Origin of the sequence: Acidovorax sp. SRB_14, from assembly GCF_012932145.1 — a bacterium.
Classification (GTDB): domain Bacteria; phylum Pseudomonadota; class Gammaproteobacteria; order Burkholderiales; family Burkholderiaceae_C; genus Simplicispira.
Window position 1 is genome coordinate 275,766 of sequence record NZ_MWOK01000001.1, and the last position, 16,788, is coordinate 292,553.

At 66.4% G+C, this 16,788-nt stretch carries 16 protein-coding genes; 7 read left to right on the forward strand and 9 right to left on the reverse strand.

The window, feature by feature from the left end; genetic code table 11:
• Positions 1–7 precede the first annotated feature (7 nt).
• The 4 genes from rsfS to B2J86_RS01280 all read right to left on the reverse strand — a co-directional run bounded on the left by rsfS (position 8) and on the right by B2J86_RS01280 (position 4,103).
• Complete coding sequence (gene rsfS / locus B2J86_RS01265; protein WP_173024530.1) at positions 8–877, reverse strand: ribosome silencing factor; 870 nt, start codon at positions 875–877, stop codon at positions 8–10.
• A gap of 201 nt (positions 878–1,078) precedes the next feature.
• Positions 1,079–2,020 (reverse strand): oxygen-dependent coproporphyrinogen oxidase, encoded by a 942-nt coding sequence (gene hemF / locus B2J86_RS01270; protein ID WP_173024531.1) that lies wholly within the window; start codon positions 2,018–2,020, stop codon positions 1,079–1,081.
• A complete protein-coding gene (gene purD, locus B2J86_RS01275) occupies positions 2,017–3,300 on the reverse strand; it encodes a phosphoribosylamine--glycine ligase (RefSeq protein ID WP_169168453.1) in 1,284 nt (427 codons plus the stop codon). The genes hemF and purD overlap by 4 nt, the downstream gene beginning before the upstream one ends.
• A gap of 83 nt (positions 3,301–3,383) precedes the next feature.
• Entirely contained in the window at positions 3,384–4,103 is a 720-nt protein-coding gene (locus tag B2J86_RS01280; RefSeq protein ID WP_173024532.1) for a YebC/PmpR family DNA-binding transcriptional regulator, read from the reverse strand.
• A gap of 63 nt (positions 4,104–4,166) precedes the next feature.
• On the opposite strand from B2J86_RS01280, the gene B2J86_RS01285 reads away from it, so the two are divergent.
• On the forward strand, positions 4,167–5,681 hold the full coding sequence (locus B2J86_RS01285) for a helicase HerA-like domain-containing protein (protein ID WP_173024533.1): 1,515 nt from the start codon (positions 4,167–4,169) through the stop codon (positions 5,679–5,681).
• Positions 5,682–5,971: 290 nt separating this feature from the next.
• On the opposite strand, the gene B2J86_RS01290 is transcribed toward B2J86_RS01285, so the two are convergent.
• On the reverse strand, positions 5,972–6,481 hold the full coding sequence (locus B2J86_RS01290) for a DUF1993 family protein (protein WP_169168449.1): 510 nt from the start codon (positions 6,479–6,481) through the stop codon (positions 5,972–5,974).
• Between the two features lie 213 nt (positions 6,482–6,694).
• Here B2J86_RS01290 and B2J86_RS01295 point away from each other — a divergent pair, with 213 nt between their 5' ends.
• From B2J86_RS01295 to upp, 3 genes are all read left to right on the forward strand, one after another.
• A complete protein-coding gene (locus B2J86_RS01295; RefSeq protein ID WP_169168447.1) occupies positions 6,695–7,537 on the forward strand; it encodes an enoyl-CoA hydratase-related protein in 843 nt (280 codons plus the stop codon).
• 160 nt (positions 7,538–7,697) lie between these two features.
• The gene (locus B2J86_RS01300) at positions 7,698–8,672 is read left to right on the forward strand and encodes a threo-3-hydroxy-L-aspartate ammonia-lyase (RefSeq protein ID WP_173024534.1); all 975 of its coding nucleotides are present in this window, start codon (positions 7,698–7,700) and stop codon (positions 8,670–8,672) included.
• Between the two features lie 60 nt (positions 8,673–8,732).
• The gene (gene upp, locus B2J86_RS01305) at positions 8,733–9,362 is read left to right on the forward strand and encodes a uracil phosphoribosyltransferase (protein WP_169168444.1); all 630 of its coding nucleotides are present in this window, start codon (positions 8,733–8,735) and stop codon (positions 9,360–9,362) included.
• A 159-nt stretch (positions 9,363–9,521) separates the two neighbouring features.
• On the opposite strand, the gene B2J86_RS01310 is transcribed toward upp, so the two are convergent.
• The 3 genes from B2J86_RS01310 to B2J86_RS01320 form a co-directional block, all read right to left on the reverse strand.
• Positions 9,522–10,730, reverse strand: coding sequence for a CaiB/BaiF CoA-transferase family protein (locus tag B2J86_RS01310; protein WP_173024535.1), 1,209 nt, complete (start codon positions 10,728–10,730; stop codon positions 9,522–9,524).
• A 45-nt stretch (positions 10,731–10,775) separates the two neighbouring features.
• Positions 10,776–11,705 (reverse strand): tripartite tricarboxylate transporter substrate binding protein, encoded by a 930-nt coding sequence (locus tag B2J86_RS01315; protein WP_173024598.1) that lies wholly within the window; start codon positions 11,703–11,705, stop codon positions 10,776–10,778.
• Between the two features lie 132 nt (positions 11,706–11,837).
• Positions 11,838–12,719 carry a CoA ester lyase gene (locus B2J86_RS01320; RefSeq protein ID WP_173024536.1) on the reverse strand — a complete coding sequence of 294 codons (882 nt, stop codon included), beginning with the start codon at positions 12,717–12,719 and terminating at the stop codon, positions 11,838–11,840.
• A 74-nt stretch (positions 12,720–12,793) separates the two neighbouring features.
• Between B2J86_RS01320 and B2J86_RS01325 the strand changes: the two genes are divergently transcribed.
• The 3 genes from B2J86_RS01325 to B2J86_RS01335 all read left to right on the forward strand — a co-directional run bounded on the left by B2J86_RS01325 (position 12,794) and on the right by B2J86_RS01335 (position 14,769).
• Positions 12,794–13,699 (forward strand): LysR family transcriptional regulator, encoded by a 906-nt coding sequence (locus B2J86_RS01325; RefSeq protein ID WP_173024537.1) that lies wholly within the window; start codon positions 12,794–12,796, stop codon positions 13,697–13,699.
• A 195-nt stretch (positions 13,700–13,894) separates the two neighbouring features.
• Positions 13,895–14,206: a helix-turn-helix transcriptional regulator gene (locus B2J86_RS01330; RefSeq protein ID WP_169168440.1), complete on the forward strand. Its 312-nt coding sequence runs from the start codon at positions 13,895–13,897 to the stop codon at positions 14,204–14,206.
• A 35-nt stretch (positions 14,207–14,241) separates the two neighbouring features.
• Complete coding sequence (locus B2J86_RS01335) at positions 14,242–14,769, forward strand: rhodanese family protein (protein ID WP_173024538.1); 528 nt, start codon at positions 14,242–14,244, stop codon at positions 14,767–14,769.
• A 125-nt stretch (positions 14,770–14,894) separates the two neighbouring features.
• Here B2J86_RS01335 and B2J86_RS01340 read toward each other — a convergent pair whose 3' ends face one another.
• Complete coding sequence (locus B2J86_RS01340) at positions 14,895–16,619, reverse strand: nitrite reductase (RefSeq protein ID WP_169168438.1); 1,725 nt, start codon at positions 16,617–16,619, stop codon at positions 14,895–14,897.
• Positions 16,620–16,788 lie beyond the last annotated feature (169 nt).

The following is a 16,788-nucleotide window of genomic DNA, read 5'->3' on the forward strand; positions in this document are numbered from 1 at the left end:
AGAGGCCTCAGGCTTGGGGCTTGCGGGCGGCCGGCTTGCGCGCGGGCGCCTTGGCGGGCGCGGCCGGCTTGGCAGCGGCCCGCACAGGGGCCTTGCCGGCGGCGCGGGGTGCGGACTTCTTGGCCGGCGCGGCCTTGTCGGCGCGCGGCTTGACCACCAGGGTCTTGATGGCGGCCTTGGCCGGTGCGGCCTTGCCTGCCGTCTTGGCCGGGGTTTTGGCCGGCGCACCCTTCACGGCGCCGGTGCGCGCAGGGGTTTTGGCGGCGGACGGGCTGGCGGTAGCGCCGGCGGTCTTGCGGGCCGCTGGCTTGCGGGCCGCGGGCGCGGCAGCTTCGGCCGCGGGGCGGGCGGTCTTGCGGGCAGCGGGCTTGGCGGCGGCCTTCTTCGGCGCCGCGGCCTTGCCGGTGGTGCTGGTCAGTTCGGCCTCGGCCTTGGCGGCGCGGCGCGCGGCGGTCTTGGCTGGCACCTTGGCGGCGGCGGGGGCCGCGGGCTTGGGTGCGCCCAGCTTGATGCGCACGGGCGTGTCGCCCCACAGCTCTTCGAGGCGGTAGTACTGGCGGATGGTGGGCTGCATGACGTGCGCCACGGCAGCGCCGCAGTCCACGATGATCCACTCGCCGTTTTCCTCGCCCTCAATGCGCGGCTTGGGAAAGCCGGCCTCGCGCACTTTGTCGCGCACGCTGGCGGCAATCGCCTTGGTCTGGCGGTTGGAGGTGCCTGAGGCCACGATCACGCGCTCAAAAAGCGGCGAAAGGTGCTCGGTGTTGAAGACCTGGATGTCTTGCGCCTTGACGTCTTCCAGGCCATCGACGATGGCGCGCTGGAGTTTGGTGACGTCTTTCTTGGCCGCGGATTCCGATTGGGTGGAGGTGGTCATCAGGCAGTGGGTGTGGAGGTAATGGGGGTCAATATAGCGCGCAACCCGCAGCACGGCCATGGAGGGCGTGCGCAGCGCGCGCGAAGCGTGGCGCAGGGCGCGCACAGCAATTCAAGGGTTTGGGGGCGTTGGCGCAGGTGGGGTGAGCGCTGATAGCTACTGAAATTATAGCTTTGCGCCCTGTCCGCTGCGCTGCCGCCGTCACAGCCAGTCGCGCCGCACCAGGTAACGCTGGGTCAGGTGGGCCTCGGGCGTGCCCGCCTCGGGCGTGTGCTGGTAGGACCAGCTGGCCAGCGGCGGCATCGACAGGAGGATGGATTCGGTGCGCCCGCCCGACTGCAGGCCAAAGTGCGTGCCCCGGTCCCAGACCAGGTTGAACTCGACGTAGCGGCCGCGCCGGTAGAGCTGGAAGGCCCGCTCGCGCTCGCCGTAGGGCATGCCCTGGCGGCGCTCGACGATGGGCAGGTAGGCGCCCAGGAAGGCGTCGCCCACCGACTGCGTCATGGCCAGGCTTTGTTCGAAGCCCAGCTCGGAGAAGTCGTCATAGAACACGCCGCCAATGCCGCGCTGCTCGCCCCGGTGCTGGAGGAAGAAGTATTCGTCGCACCACTGCTTGAAGCGCGGGTACTTGTCGTCGCCGAAAGGCGCGAGCGCATCGCGGCAAGTGCGGTGGAAATGCACCGCATCCTCCTCGAAGCCGTAGTACGGCGTCAGGTCCATGCCGCCGCCAAACCAGCACACCGGCGCCTCGCCTGGGTGACCGGCGGCGATCATGCGCACATTCATGTGCACGGTGGGCACATAGGGGTTGCGCGGGTGGAACACCAGCGATACGCCCATCGCCTCGAACGGCGCCCCCGCCAGTTCGGGCCGGTGCTGCGTCGCCGACGGCGGCAGCTGCGGCCCGCGCACATGCGAAAAGCCGCAGCCGGCGCGCTCGAACACGCGCCCGCCTTCGAGGATCTGCGTGATACCGTCGCCCTGCAGCAGCTCGCCCGGTGGCTTGCGCCAGGGGTCGACCAGGGCGCGCGCGCCGCCCTCACCCTCCACGGCTTCGAGCGCGCCGATGATGCGCGCCTGCAGGCCGGTCAGGTAGGCGCGCACCTGGGCCACGGTGCTTTCGGTGTTGAAGCTTGCGTTCATGCGCTCTTGACGGCGCGGTGGCCAATGTCGCGGCGGTACTGTGCGCCGTCGAAATGGATGCCGCGCGCCACGTCGTAGGCGCGCTGCTGCGCCTGTCGGGCGCTGTCGGCCAGCGCCGTCACGCACAGCACGCGGCCGCCGCTGGTGCGCAGCGCGCCGTCGCCGATCACGGTGGCGGCATGGAACACCATGGCATCGTCGGCCTCGGGCGGCAGGCCGGTGATGGCATCGCCCTTGCGCGGATCTTCGGGGTAGCCGTGCGCGGCCATGACCACGCCCAGCGCCGTGCGGCGGTCCCACTGCAGCTCGACCTGGTCGAGCTTGCCGTCGATGGCGGCGCCCAGCAGATCGAGCAGGTCGCTCTTGAGGCGCATCAGGATGGGCTGCGTCTCGGGGTCGCCCATGCGGCAGTTGAACTCGAGCGTCTTGGGGTGGCCTTTGGCATCGATCATCAGGCCGGCATAGAGGAAGCCGGTGTAGGGAATGCCATCCTTTTCCATGCCGCGCACGGTGGGCAGGATGATCTCGCGCATGGCGCGGGCGTGCACGTCGGCGGTGACCACGGGGGCGGGTGAATACGCCCCCATGCCGCCGGTGTTGGGGCCTTCGTCGCCGTCCTTCAGGCGCTTGTGGTCCTGGCTGGTCGCAAGGGCGGCCACGTTCTTGCCATCGCACAGCACGATGAAGCTGGCCTCCTCGCCTTCGAGGAACTCCTCGATCACCACGCGGGCACCGCCGTCGTTGTGCGCCACGCCGTATTTGTTGTCGACCAGCATGAAGTCCACCGCGTCGTGGGCCTCCTGCAGCGTCATGGCCACCACCACGCCCTTGCCGGCGGCCAGGCCGTCGGCCTTGATGACGATGGGTGCGCCCAGGCGGTCGATGAAGGCGTGGGCCGCGACCGGGTCAGTGAAGGTGTCGTAGTCCGCCGTGGGAATGCCGTGGCGGCGCATGAAGGCCTTGGAGAACGCTTTGGAGCTCTCCAGCTGCGCGGCCGCCCTGGTGGGCCCGAAGATGCGCAGGCCGTGCGCGCGGAATTCATCGACCACGCCGGCCGCCAGCGGCGCTTCCGGACCGACCACCGTGAGACCGATCTTCTCGGCCTGCGCCCACTCGCGCAGTGCCCGCACGTCGGTGATGGCGATGTTTTCCAGCAGGTGCGACAGCTCGGTCCCGCCGTTGCCCGGCGCGACATACACGCGTGTGACCTTGGGCGACTGGCTGAGCTTCCACGCCATCGCGTGCTCACGCCCACCACCACCAATGACCAAAACCTTCATACCTTACTCCAGAGGTCCGCCGCAAAGCGGCGAGACGCGCCCCCAGGGGGGCAAAGAAAAATGGTGGACAAAAATGCGCATCGTCACAGCGCAGCGTTGTGGAAGACTTCCTGCACGTCGTCCAGGTCTTCCAGCACATCGAGCAGCTTCTGCATGCGCGCGGCGTCTTCGCCTTCGAGCGCGATCGTGACATCGGGGCGCATGGTGACGTCGGCGGCGGCGGCCGTGAGGCCCGCGGCTTCGAGCGCGTGCTTGACGGCCTCGAAGTCGGCCGGGGCCGTGAGCACCTCGATGGCGCCGTCGTCGTCGGTGACCACGTCCTCGGCGCCCGCTTCGAGCGCCACTTCCATGACCCGGTCCTCGTTGGTGCCCGGCGCAAAGATGAACTGGCCGACCTTCTTGAACTGGAACGCCACCGAGCCCGTCGTGCCCATGTTGCCGCCGTGCTTGCTGAAGGCGTGGCGCACCTCGGCCACGGTGCGCACATGGTTGTCGGTCATGGTGTCCACGATGATGGCCGCGCCGCCGATGCCGTAGCCCTCGTAGCGGATTTCCTCGTAGTGGACACCTTCTGCGTTGCCGGTGGCCTTGTCGATGTTGTACTTGACGCGGTCGGCCGGCAGGTTGGCGGCCTTGGCCTTCTCCACCGCCAGGCGCAGGCGCGGGTTGGCGCCGAGGTCACCGCCCCCGGCGCGGGCCGCGACGGTGATCTCGCGGATGATGCGCGTCCAGATTTTTCCGCGCTTTTCGTCCTGGCGCCCCTTGCGGTGCTGAATGTTCGCCCATTTGCTGTGTCCGGCCATGGGATTTCCTTTTGCTATCCTGATTTAATCTACGCCTTCGATTCTACTTTTCCGCACCACGCCATGGCCGAACCTCTGCTGATCGCCAAGAACCCCTCGACCGCGTGCGAATTGCTGCCCGCGCTGGCCAACCGGCACGGCCTGATCACGGGCGCTACGGGCACCGGAAAGACGGTGACGCTGCAGACACTGGCCGAGAATTTCTCGCGCATCGGCGTGCCGGTGTTCATGGCCGACGTCAAGGGCGACCTGACCGGCATCAGCCAGGCCGGCAGCATTGGCGAGAAGCTGGCCGCGACGCTCCAAGAGCGCGGCATCGAGCCGCCACCGCCGCAGGCCTGCCCGGCCACGCTGTGGGACGTGTTCGGCGAGCAGGGCCACCCGGTGCGCGCCACCGTCTCGGACATGGGCCCGCTGCTGCTCGGGCGCATGCTGAACCTCAACGAGATCCAGCTCGGCGTGCTCAACGTCGTGTTCAAGGTCGCCGACGACCAGGGTCTGCTGCTGCTCGACCTCAAGGACCTGCGCGCCATGCTGCAGTATGTGGGCGACAACGCCAGCCAGTTCACCACCGCCTACGGCAACATCAGCGCCGCCAGCGTGGGCGCCATCCAGCGTGGGCTGATGCAGATCGAAACCCAGGGGGGCGACCAGTTCTTTGGCGAGCCCATGCTCAACATCCAGGACCTGATGCAGACCGACGGCAACGGCCACGGCATGGTCAACATCCTGGCGGCCGACAAGCTGTTGAACTCGCCGCGCCTGTACGCCACCTTCCTGCTGTGGCTGCTGTCGGAGCTGTTCGAGCAGCTGCCCGAGATCGGCGACCCCGAAAAGCCCAAGCTGGTGTTCTTCTTCGACGAGGCCCACCTGCTGTTCAACGAGGCGCCCAAGGTGCTGATCGAGCGCATCGAGCTGGTGGTGCGCCTGGTGCGCTCCAAGGGCGTGGGCGTCTACTTCGTCACGCAGAACCCGCTCGACATCCCCGACAGCGTGCTCGCGCAGCTGGGCAACCGCGTGCAGCATGCGCTGCGCGCCTTCACCCCGCGCGACCAGAAGGCCGTCAAGGCCACCGCAACGACCATGCGCCCTCACCCGGGCCTGGACATCGAGCGCGCCATCACCGAACTGGCTGTGGGCGAGGCGCTGGTGAGCTTCCTGGACGCCAAGGGCCGCCCGAGTGTGACCGAGCGGGCGTTTGTGCTGCCCCCGGGCAGCCAGCTCGGCCCCATCACGGCGCAGCAGCGCCAGGCCCTGATGGCGGGCTCCCTGGTGGCAGGCGTCTACGAAAAAACGGTGGACCGCGAGTCGGCCTACGAAATGCTCAAGGCCCGCGCGGCCAGCGCAGCCCCGGCCAATGGGAAGAACGGCGGCGCGGCAGCTGCGCAAAACGGCGGCGGCGGGCTGATGGGGGGATTCAGCGACGTGCTGTTCGGCAGCACCGGCCCGCGCGGCGGGCAGCGCGACGGCCTGGCCCAGACCATGGCCAAATCGGCCGTGCGCACCATGGGCACCACGCTGGGGCGCGAGATCCTGCGCGGTGTGCTCGGCAGCCTGCTGGGCGGTCGCAAGCGCTGAAGCCTGCGCCCTGGCCTGGCCCGGCCCATAGGCCAGACTGCGCAGCACACAATTCCTGATTTCATAGCTGTCGGCGCTGGACTGGCAAGCATTTCGGGCCGATTCAACCCCTATCCACCAGAGCGTACGCCGCTGCTGTCGCGCTTGCCGGCCCATCTCCGCCGGCGCCCCAGCCGGTGGGCGCGGTGCAGGCCCAGCTCGCGCGCCGGAGGCAGCGCCGCGGCACTCGCAGCGGTTCATTGCGTAGCTGCGAGCGCTCCGCCCCCCTCCGTCAGAGGGATTTTTGGCGCTCAGTAGCTGCCGATGTAGTCCTTCTTGCCGACCTCGACGCCGTTGTGGCGCAGGATGGCGTAGGCCGTCGTGGTGTGAAAGAAGAAATGCGGCAGGCCGTAGTTGAAGAGATAGGACGTGCCGCTGAAGCGCTTTTCTTTCGGCGTGCCGGCCTGCGTGACGATCTCGCGCGTGGCGGCACCGTCAAACTTCGCCGGATCGAGCCCGCCGATGAACGCCAGCACGGTGGCGATGCGCGCCTGCAGGTCGGCAAAGCTCTGTTCATTGTCTTCCAGCTTGGGCACCTCAACGCCCGCCAGCCGCGCCGACACACTCTTGGCAAAGTCGCTGGCCACCTGCACCTGGCGCAGCAGCGCAAACATATCGGGGAACAGCCGCGCCTGCAGCAGCGCGTTCGGGTCGATGTTCTTGGCCGTGGCATGCGCCTCGGCCTTGGCCAGCACCTGGCTGAGGCCCCCCAGCATTTGCTGGAAAACGGGAATGGATGCGGTGTAGATGGGGCTGGTCATGGGGTCTTTCGATAGGAATCGGAGGAAATTGCGCGGTTGGTGCGTGCCGGCGCTTGCGCGGGGCGCGCTGATTCTCGCCCGGTTCCACGGGGCGTGAAGCGCCTGCCGCGCTAGACCGCCGGGCGCATCCGGGTAAAGCGCTGCCACAGGCCACGGCCCGGGACGTCGCCCCGGCGACGGGACGGCCGCGCCGCGCCCGTCTACAGTGCCACCATGAACGCCCCCACCTGCTTCTCGCTCACCACCACCGACCAGGTGGCGCACCTGGTGCTCAACCGCCCCGAAGCGCTCAACACCATGCACCCGACCTTCTGGCGCGAGCTGGACGCGGTGTTGGCGCAGCTGCACCAGGCGGGCGAGGCGCGCGCCCTGGTCCTCAGCAGCACCGGCAAGCATTTCTCGGCCGGCATGGCGCTGGAGGTATTTGGCGGCGCCATCGCGATGGACGACCAGAGCCCCGAGGGGCGCGCGGCCATCTTCGACCTGCTGACCGACATGCAGGCCACCTTCACGCGCATCGAGAACCTGCGCATTCCGGTGATCGCCGCCATCCAGGGCGGCTGCATCGGCGGCGCCGTGGACATGGTCACGGCCGCCTGCCTCCGCTACGCCACGCAGGACGCGTTCTTCTGCATCCAGGAGATCAACATCGGCATGGTGGCCGACGTGGGCACGCTGCAGCGTCTGCCCAAATTGATCCCCCTCGGGCTGGTCAAAGAGCTGGCCTACACCGGCCGGCGCCTGAGCGCACAGCGCGCGCTGCAGCACGGCCTGGTCAACGAGGTGTTCGACACCCAGGGCGCCATGCTCGAAGCCGCCCTGCAATGCGCGCGCGAGATCGCCGCCAAGCCGCCGGTGGCCATCTGGGGCACGAAGCAGGCCGTGAACTACGCGCGCGACCACTCGGTCGACGACAGCCTGCGCCAGATGGGCTGGCTGCAGGGCGCGATCTGGAGCAACCAGCATGTGCGCGAGTCCGTCAGCGCCCTGCAGCACAAGCGCGCCGGCAGTTTTGCGCCGCTCAGCCCGCTGCAGCGCTTCAGCGCGCTGGACTGAGCGCCACCCCGCGCCGTGCCAGCGCGAAAGGCATCAAAATCGATAGCTGCCCGCACTTGCTGCACAAGCGCTAGAGGCCTTTTTCACCAAACATTGGGCGATCCGCGCGTATGATCCGGCATCCCCTGCACCACTGCGCCCTGCGACCGAGGATGCCGCCATGACCCTGCTCCCCCATGCCCTGCCCACCTACGACGATGTCGCCGAAGCGGCGTACCGGCTCAAGGGGATGGCGCACCACACCCCCGTGCTGCGCTCGAGCACGGCCGACGCGCAGATGGGCGCGCAGGTCTTCTTCAAGTGCGAGAACCTGCAGCGCACCGGCGCCTTCAAGTTCCGCGGCGCCTTCAACACCCTGGCCCAGTTCAGCGACGCGCAGCGCCGGGGCGGCGTGCTGGCGTTCTCGGCCGGCAACCACGCCCAGGCCATTGCGCTGGCGGCCCAGCTGCTCGACATGCCGGCGGCCATCGTCATGCCCGAGGACGCCCCCGCCAGCAAGATGGCCGCCACGCGCGGCTACGGCGCCCAGGTCGTCACCTACAACCGCTACACCGAAGACCGCGAGGCCATCAGCCGTCGCCTGGCGCAGGAGCGCGGCATGACGCTGGTGCCGCCGTTCGACCATGCGCAGGTCATCGCCGGCCAGGGCACGGCGGCCAAGGAGCTGTTCGAGGAGGTGCCCGACCTCGACTACCTGTTCGTCTGCCTGGGCGGCGGCGGCCTGATGGCCGGCAGCCTGCTGGCGGCCCGGGCGCTGGCACCGCAATGCAAGGTGGTCGGCGTGGAGCCCGAGGCCGGCAACGACGCCCAGCAGTCGCTGCGCGCCGGCCACATCGTGCGCATCGACACGCCCCGCACCATCGCCGACGGCGCGCAGACGCAGGCCCTGGGCGAGCTCACCTTCCCGATCATCGCGGCCCACGCCGAAGACATCGTCACGGTGAGCGACGCGCAGCTCGTGCAGGCGCTGCGCTTCTTTGCCGAGCGCATGAAGACCGTGGTCGAGCCCACCGGCGCGCTGGCCTGGGCCGGTGCCTGCCACGGCGGCCTGGACCTCCGCGGCGCGCGCGTGGGCGTCGTCGTCAGCGGCGGCAATGTCGACCTTTCCCGCTATGCGCGCTTTCTGGCAGACTGATCCAGCGCGCCTGGCCCCGCCATCCTCTTTCACCTTGAACACCACAGGCAACAGAGCCCTATGAGCAACGTCCACGTCATCACCCACCCGCTGGTGCAGCACAAACTGACCCTGATGCGCCGCAAGGACGCCAGCACCAACAGCTTTCGCCGCCTGCTGGGCGAGCTGAGCACCCTCATGGCCTACGAGGTCACGCGCGACATGCCGCTGCAGGACTTCGAGGTCGAGACCCCCATGGAGACCATGACCGGCAAGGTCATCGACGGCAAGAAGCAGGTACTGGTCTCCATCCTGCGCGCCGGCAATGGCTTCCTCGACGGCATGCTCAACGTGATCCCCGGGGCGCGCGTGGGCCACATCGGCCTGTACCGCGACCCGGCCACGCTGCAGCCCGTGGAGTACTACTTCAAGATGCCCTCGGAAATGCAGGAGCGCGACATCATCGTGGTCGATCCCATGCTGGCCACGGGCAACTCGGCCGCGGCCGCCGTCACGCGCCTCAAGCAAACCCAGCCCAAGTCGATCAAGTTCGTCTGCCTGCTGGCCGCCCCCGAGGGCATCGCCACGCTGCAAAAAGCGCACCCCGACGTGGCGATCTACACCGCCGCGATCGACCGCGAGCTCAACGACCATGGCTACATCCTGCCGGGCCTGGGCGACGCAGGCGACCGCATCTTCGGCACGAAATAACCTTTAAATCCATGCTGCGCCTGCGTTGAAAGCTCTCATTTTTGAAGCTTTCATCCTTGCCGCCAAGGATGCCGGACCTGGCACGGGTACCGGTCACTTTGCGTCAGCGCGGGGCACGGCCGCTTTCGCAGCTCCAAACCCCTGGGAAAGGTCCCTTGATCAGCAGGGCCCTGGCTCTTCCTTGCTTGCCTGCACTGCCGTGGCAGCACGCAGCAATTCTGTGTGCTGCCCCAGCATCGGGGCGGCAAAGGGGTCTGGTCCCGGCGTACGGTCAAACTTGATCGCGCGCGTGAAGCCGCGGTAGGAACCCAACGCAGGGTGCTCAAACGTGGCCACCATGTCTTCGGCCACCACCTGCGGATGGTCAAACATGTCTTCCACCGTGCGGGCGGCCGCGCACGGCACCGCATCCCCAAAGAGTGCCTCCCACTCCAGTGCCGTCTGCGCTGCCAGCGCCTGGTGCAGCATCGGCACCAGCGTGGCATGGTGCTCGGCCCGCTTGCGCACGGTGTCATAACGTGCATCTGCCCCTACCTCTGGCAGCCCCACCTTGTCACACAGCGCGGTCCAGAAGTGCGGCGTGTTGGCGGAAATATAGAGATAGCCCTCCTTGGTCGGATGAATGCCGGTGATGCCGCCGGAGCGCATATCCCGCCCGACGGCACGGGGCTCACCCTCCGCCCACACCAGACGCGCCGACTGCATGGTGAGTGCCGCGCGCAGCAGCGACACCCCGACATGCTGGCCACGCCCGCTTCTCTCGCGTTCGTACAGCGCAGAGGCAACCCCCGACGCCACCAGCGCCGAGGCGTAGTAATCAACCACGGAGCCATACAGAATTTCAGGGGCGCCTCCAGCCTTGCCCTGCAAAGCGCACATGCCGGTCATGGATTGCAGCACCTGGTCATAGCCGGCCTTGTCCTTGAGCGGACCTTCGTCGCCATAGCCCGTCACACTGCAATAGACCAGGCGCGGGTTGATCTCAATCAGCTGCTCGAACGCAATGCCCAGCCTTGCAGGCACGCTGGGCCGGAAGTTGTGTACCAACACGTCGGCCGTGCGCACCAGCCCCAGCAGAGTGGCGTGGTCGCCGGGCTGCTTGAGGTCCAGCACCATGCCCAGCTTGCTGCGGTTGACGCCAATGAACGCACGGCTTTCGGCCTCCAGTGTCGACGGGTACTTGCGCAGGTTGTCGCCCACCGGGGGTTCGATCTTGATGACATCCGCGCCCTGATCCGCCAGCAGCGAACACCCATACGGCCCCGCGATGTAGGCGCTCAGGTCGAGTACGCGCAATCCGCTCAAAGGCCCGGCAGGTCCGCTTCGCACAGGCAGGGTGTTTTCGCCATCATCGGACTTGGAACGCATCAAAATCTCCGCTCAACACACAAATGGGCCGCTCAATGCATCACCTTAGTCGGCGACGATGTTTTGCTGCTTGGCCAGCTTCTTCCAGCGCTCCACATCCTGCGCGATCACCCGGGAAAACTGGGCCGGGCTGACCGTCGTGGCAATGGCGCCTTCCCGCAGGAAATTGGCGATCATCTGCGGCTTCGACAAAGCCTGGTTCACAGCGGCATTGAGCTTGTTCACGATGTCTGGCGGCGTGCCAGCCGGTGCCAGCAGGCCCCACCACAGATCGAATTCGTAGCCTGGGATCACTGTCGACATCGGCGTCAGATCCGGTGCGACGGGGCTCGGCGCCAAACTGGTGATGCCGATCGCACGCAGCTTGCCACCACGCACCATCGGCAGGATCGACGGTCCGCTCGAGACCATCAGTTGCGTCTGGTTGCCCACGAGGTCGGTCACCGCCGGTCCCTGTCCCTTGTAAGGCACGTGCGTGATGTCAAAGCCTGGCACCTGCGCGCGCATCAGTTCGGTGGCGAAATGGTTCACGCTGCCGGTGCCTGACGAGGCGTAGTTGAACTTGCCGGGGTTGGCCTTGACCAGCCTGAGCAGATCGGCCGGCGTCTTGGCCTCGAAGTCGTTGCTGACCGCTACGATGAACGGCCCTTTTGCAAACATCGCCACGGGCGCAAAGCTTTTGACCGGGTCAAAGGGCAGCTTCGTTTGTATGGCCGCATTCGTCGTCATGCTCGAAGACACGGCCACCAGCGTGTAACCGTCGGGCGCGGCTTTCGCGACAGAAGCGGTGCCGGTATTGCCACTGGCCCCGGGGCGGTTGTCCACGATGACGGGCTGTTTGAGTGCATCGCCCATCTCCTTGGCCACTTGGCGCGCAAACACATCGTTCGAGCCGCCTGCAGGGTAAGGAACCACCATGGTGATGGGCTTGCTGGGATAGCTGCCCTGTGGCTGCGCCTGTACGGCCCCGGCCATCAGTCCAAGGCCTGCCAGTGCCGCCGCAATGGCAGTGCGGTGGTGTTTCGCAATGTTGTTTTTCAATGTTGTCTCCTGAGGATGGTGGATAAAGCGCGTTCTTCGCGAGGCGCCAAGGGGCTCGAACAAATATCAGTGCGGGTGGGCGGAGGGCAGCAGCCCGAGACTGCGCGCGCCCTCGACGATGGCGTGGGCACGCCGTACAAAAGGCGCATCCACCATCTTGCCGTCAACGACGTAGGCGCCTACGGCGTTCGCTTCCGCCGCGCTCGCGGCTTGCACCACCTGGAGGGCGTGCGCAATCTCTTCGTTCGACGGCCGATACACCTCGTTGGCCAGCGCCACCTGGCTGGGGTGGATGCAGGTCTTGCCCAAGAAGCCCAGGCGCTTGGAAAGCTGCGCCTCCGCCACAAAGCCTTCGGTATCCTGGATGTTGGCAAAGGCGCCGTCGTACGCATACACACCGGCTTCCGCGGCCGCCATGCGCACCGCGAACATCGCCTGCTGGATGGCCGCAGGCTCACGGCGCGCGATGCCCAGCGGTTCGAACAGGTCGCCCAGACCCAACTGCAGGCCCACTACGCTGGCATGTGCGCCAGCCAGTTCCGCGGCGATGCGCAGGGCCCTGGGAGACTCAATATTCAGCAGCAGGCGCGGCGGCTGAAAACACCCATTGGCGCGCGCGGCCTGCTCGATCTGCGCAGCCGCGGCTCGCACCTGGTCGGTGTTTTCCGGCTTGGGCAGGTTCACGATGTGCACGCCGGGCTGCACCACGGCCGCGATGTCGGCTTCGAAGTGCGCCGTGTCCATGGCATTCACACGCACGATGAGGGTCTTGCCGTGGTTCGGTGGCAGCTGCGCACGCAGGAAATCTCTCAGCAATGCGCGCGCCTGCGCTTTGCGGGACTCTGCCACGGCGTCTTCCAGGTCGAAAGACAAACTGTCGGCCAAGCCCTGCAGGGCTTTGGCAAAGAGTTCGGGGCGCGATCCGGGGACAAACAGCTTGCTTCTCATGCCTGCATTGTGCTCAGACAAAAGCAAAGAAATGCATGCATATTCTTCGATCAAATGATAGAAAATCTATCTTCATGGAAACCAGTTACCTGTACAGCTTCTTGCTGGTCGTGGAGTCCGGCTCCATGTCGGAAGCCGCGCGCCGCCTGAACATCACCGCTTCCGCCGTGGCCCAACAAATCCGGACGCTGGAGCGCGAATTCAACGTCTCCCTGCTTGCCCGCGCGGGGCGCACGGTGCTCCCTACGCCCGCAGGGCACCGTCTCGCCCAACGCGCCCCGCTCCTGCTGCGGGAGCTGACGGAAACCAAGGCCACGGTGCACAGCGAAGACACGGCCGGAGAACTGTTGATTGGCACCATCAACACCGCCATGCACAGCCTGCTGCCCGACATCCTGGCGCGTTTTGTGCAGAAATGCCCAGAGGTGAAGGTCTTTCTTCAATCCGGTACCACGAAAGACCTGTACCAAGCGGTACAACAGGGGGACCTGGACGCTGCCATATGCCTCTATCCGTCCTTTCCACTGACAAAGACCTTTGACTGGACGCTGCTGCGCGAAGAGCCGCTGGTGCTGCTGGCGCCGAGCCGCCTTGCGGGGCAAGACCCGCACGCGCTGCTGCGCACACAGCCGCTGATCCGCTATGACCGCAGCCTGGGCGGCGGGCAACTGGCGGACCGCTACCTGCATGCGGCGCACATTGCGCCGCAGGAGCGCTTCGAGCTCAGCTCGCTGGTGGCGATCGCCATGATGGTGGACCGCGGGCTGGGCGTCTCACTGGTGCCGGATACCGCCCTGCCCCTGCTTGATAGCCAGCGCGTGGTGCGCATCGCACTGCCACTGCAATCGCAGGCCCGCCGCTTCGGCGTGATGTGGCTGCGCTCATCCGCCCGGCTGCCCCTGATCCACCAGCTGGTGGACTGCGCGCGCAGGGTCGTGGCATTGCGCGGCGGCCCACGCAATACGCCGCCCTCTGGTTAAATTTCAAGCCAAACCGGACTCTAGCGCCTATCCAGCAAGCGTTGGAAGCTATCAATCCAGTAGTGCTGGAGCGGTTACCTGGCCTACGCTGCGGCCCGGTTTTCCGTGCGTGGGCGCGGCGGTGGCCTTGCAAACAAGGCAGGCTGCATATACATTAGAATTGTCTAAATTAGATAAATCTAATTAATCCGCAAGATGGAACTGAACCCGAAAGACCGCCTGTTCCTGCAAGAAGGCGCCGACAAGGCAGCCGCCCTGTTGCGCGCGCTTGGCAATGGGCATCGACTGCTCGTGCTGTGTCTCCTGATCGAGCATGGCGAATTGCCGGTGGGCGCGCTGCTCGAGCAGGTGGAACTGAGCCAGTCTGCGCTGTCGCAGCACCTCGCCAAACTGCGCGACGAAGGGCTGGTGGCGTTCCGGCGCGAGTCGCAGACCTTGTACTACCGCATTGACAACCCCGATGTGGAAAAGCTCGTGGCCACACTCAAGGCCATCTTCTGTCCCTGAACAGTCTCAACCCAGGCAATGACAAGGAAATCAATATGTCACTCCAGCCCCTTTCCCCCCAGGCGGCCCGGCAACTCATCGTGGACGGCGCCGTGTTGATCGACATCCGCGCCGCCGATGAGAATGCGCGCGAACGCATCGCACAGGCGCGCCATGTGCCCATGGAGCAGTTGGCAGGCCAAGCGCTGGCCACTGGCGCAGCCCGCGCGGTCATCTTCCATTGCCGCTCCGGCAACCGCACGCGGATGAACGCCCAGGCCCTGGCCGCCAGCACGCCCGGCGATGCCTATGCGCTCGAAGGTGGACTGGACGCCTGGAAGCAGGCCGGTCTGCCCGTCGTGGCCGATGCCACTCAGCCGCTCGAGCTGTCGCGCCAGGTGCAAATTGCCGCCGGCTCCATGGTTGTGCTCGGCGCGGTGCTGGGCGCCACCGTTTCGCCATGGTTCCATGCGCTGTCGGGCTTCGTCGGCGTGGGCCTGGTGTTCGCGGGCATTTCGGGTTTCTGCGGACTGGCGCGCGTGCTCATGGCGATGCCGTGGAACCGAAAGGCGCTGGCCCGGTGAGCGGCCTGTTGCGGCGTTAATGCCCGCTTGCCATGAAAAAACCGCCGGTGGAGGCATGCCCCCGGCGGTTTTTTTGGTGTGGCAACTGCCCCAAAGCCCAGTGCTTCGGCGCAGCGCCGGCGGCATCAATACACGTCGTGCTGCGTGTTGTTGACGTTGAAGTGACCCGTGGGCGTGATGAGGCGCGGGTCCTTGATCACGGCCTTGAGCTTGAGCGTTTTGTCGTCCACGACCACCAGGGCAGACGCCTTGTCCTTGGCAGACCACACCGCAAACCACACTTCGTCGCCGTTCTTGTTGAATTCGGGCTGCACGACGCGCTTGGCACCGCCGTCGTCGGGCAGGCCGGCCCACTCGGCAATCGGCAGCACGGTGTAGCCCTTGTCGAGGGCGTTGATGTCAAACACCACGACCGACTGCGACAGCTTGGTGTCGGGGTTCAGCGGGGCGTCCGAGTACAGGTGCTTGGACTTGGGGTGGCTCTTGATGAACAGCGCGCCGCCACCCGGGCCCTTGAGCTTGGCAACCTCCTTGAAGGCGTACTGCTTGTGCTTCTTGGGGTCGGTGCCGATCAGCGAGATGGTTTCATCGCCCAGGTGGCCGGTGGCCCAGACGGGACCGAACTGGGGGTGGATGAAGTTGGCGCCCCGGCCGGGGTGCGGGATCTTGCCCACTTCCACCAGGCCGGCGAGCTTGCCGTCCTTGGCGTCGATCGCAGCGATCTTGTTGCTGTTGTTGGCGGCCACCATGAAGTAGCGCTTGGACGAGTCCCAGCCGCCGTCGTGCAGGAAGCGCGCCGAGCCGATTTCGGTTGTCTTGAGCGATTCGAGGTTGGAGTAGTCCACCATCAGCGTCTGGCCCGTTTCCTTGACGTTGACGATGAATTCGGGCTTGTAGTGCGAGGCCACGATGGCGGCCACGCGCGGCTCGGGGTGGTACTCCTGCGTATCGACGGTCATGCCGCGCGTGGAGACGATCTTCTTGGGCTCGAGCGTGTCGCCGTCCATGATCACGTACTGGGGCGGCCAGTAGGCGCCGGCAATGGCGAGCTTGTCCTCGAAGCCCTTGAACTTGGAGGTGTCGACCGAGCGCGCTTCCAGGCCGATGCGGATCTCGGCCACGTTGTCGGGCTTGGGCAGCCACAGGTCGATCATGTTGACGCGGCCGTCGCGGCCGATCACGAACAGGTAGCGGCCGGACGCCGAGGTGCGCGTGATGTGCACCGCATAGCCGGTCTTGACGATGTTGATGATCTGCTTGGTGTCGCCGTCGATCAGTGCCACCTCGCCGGTGTCGCGCAGCGTCGTCGAGAAGATGTTGGCGATGTTGTAGCTGTTCATCTTCTTGGTGGGCCGGTCCTTGGGCGCCACCGAGACCTTCCAGGTCTTCTTCATGTCCGCCATGCTCCACTCGGGCGGCTGGGGCGGATCTTGCTGGATGTAGCGGGCCATCATGTCCACGTCCGCCTCGGTCATCTCGCCCGAGGTCTGCCAGTTGGGCATGCCGGCGGGGGAGCCGTAGGCGATGAACACCTTGAGGTAATCCGTGCCCTTGGCCAGCGTCAGGTCGGGCGTGAGCGGCTTGCCGGTGGCCCCCTTGCGCAGCACGCCGTGGCAGCCGGCGCAGCGCTCGAAATAGGTCTGCCGGGCCTTGTCGAACTCGGCCTGCGTCATCTTGGGCGCCTTGGGGTTCGTGCTCTGGTACATCGGCTCGTCTGCCAGGGGCGAAGAGCCGGCCTGGTAATTCATTTCTGCGGGCGTCACGCCCTCGGCCTTGTGTTGCGCCCAGGCTGTCAACGCCAGTGTGGTCATTGCCAGGGCAGCAATGCGCGCCAGCTTGCGGGTTGTCATGAAAAGACTCCTAGTGGTGCCGCCGCCCGAATTGCCTCGCCCGCGTGGGGAGCGCCCGCCGCGGGCTGCGACGATGCGGTGCCAGCGGGTCAATGGCATTATTCCCAGGAGGTGTAGGGGTATTGTTTGACCTGGAGCAAAGGGCCATCCGATATGACCTTTTAACGAC

Coding starts and splice junctions, on each gene's coding strand:
- B2J86_RS01300 (WP_173024534.1), top strand. CDS start 7,698: ATGACCCTGCTCCCCCATGCCCTGCCCACCTACGACGATGTCGCCGAA.
- B2J86_RS01310 (WP_173024535.1), bottom strand. CDS start 10,730: ATGCGTTCCAAGTCCGATGATGGCGAAAACACCCTGCCTGTGCGAAGC.
- hemF (WP_173024531.1), bottom strand. CDS start 2,020: ATGAACGCAAGCTTCAACACCGAAAGCACCGTGGCCCAGGTGCGCGCC.
- B2J86_RS01335 (WP_173024538.1), top strand. CDS start 14,242: ATGTCACTCCAGCCCCTTTCCCCCCAGGCGGCCCGGCAACTCATCGTG.
- B2J86_RS01280 (WP_173024532.1), bottom strand. CDS start 4,103: ATGGCCGGACACAGCAAATGGGCGAACATTCAGCACCGCAAGGGGCGC.
- B2J86_RS01340 (WP_169168438.1), bottom strand. CDS start 16,619: ATGACAACCCGCAAGCTGGCGCGCATTGCTGCCCTGGCAATGACCACA.
- B2J86_RS01320 (WP_173024536.1), bottom strand. CDS start 12,719: ATGAGAAGCAAGCTGTTTGTCCCCGGATCGCGCCCCGAACTCTTTGCC.
- B2J86_RS01290 (WP_169168449.1), bottom strand. CDS start 6,481: ATGACCAGCCCCATCTACACCGCATCCATTCCCGTTTTCCAGCAAATG.
- B2J86_RS01325 (WP_173024537.1), top strand. CDS start 12,794: ATGGAAACCAGTTACCTGTACAGCTTCTTGCTGGTCGTGGAGTCCGGC.
- rsfS (WP_173024530.1), bottom strand. CDS start 877: ATGACCACCTCCACCCAATCGGAATCCGCGGCCAAGAAAGACGTCACC.
- B2J86_RS01315 (WP_173024598.1), bottom strand. CDS start 11,705: ATGGCCGGGGCCGTACAGGCGCAGCCACAGGGCAGCTATCCCAGCAAG.
- B2J86_RS01330 (WP_169168440.1), top strand. CDS start 13,895: ATGGAACTGAACCCGAAAGACCGCCTGTTCCTGCAAGAAGGCGCCGAC.
- B2J86_RS01295 (WP_169168447.1), top strand. CDS start 6,695: ATGAACGCCCCCACCTGCTTCTCGCTCACCACCACCGACCAGGTGGCG.
- upp (WP_169168444.1), top strand. CDS start 8,733: ATGAGCAACGTCCACGTCATCACCCACCCGCTGGTGCAGCACAAACTG.
- purD (WP_169168453.1), bottom strand. CDS start 3,300: ATGAAGGTTTTGGTCATTGGTGGTGGTGGGCGTGAGCACGCGATGGCG.
- B2J86_RS01285 (WP_173024533.1), top strand. CDS start 4,167: ATGGCCGAACCTCTGCTGATCGCCAAGAACCCCTCGACCGCGTGCGAA.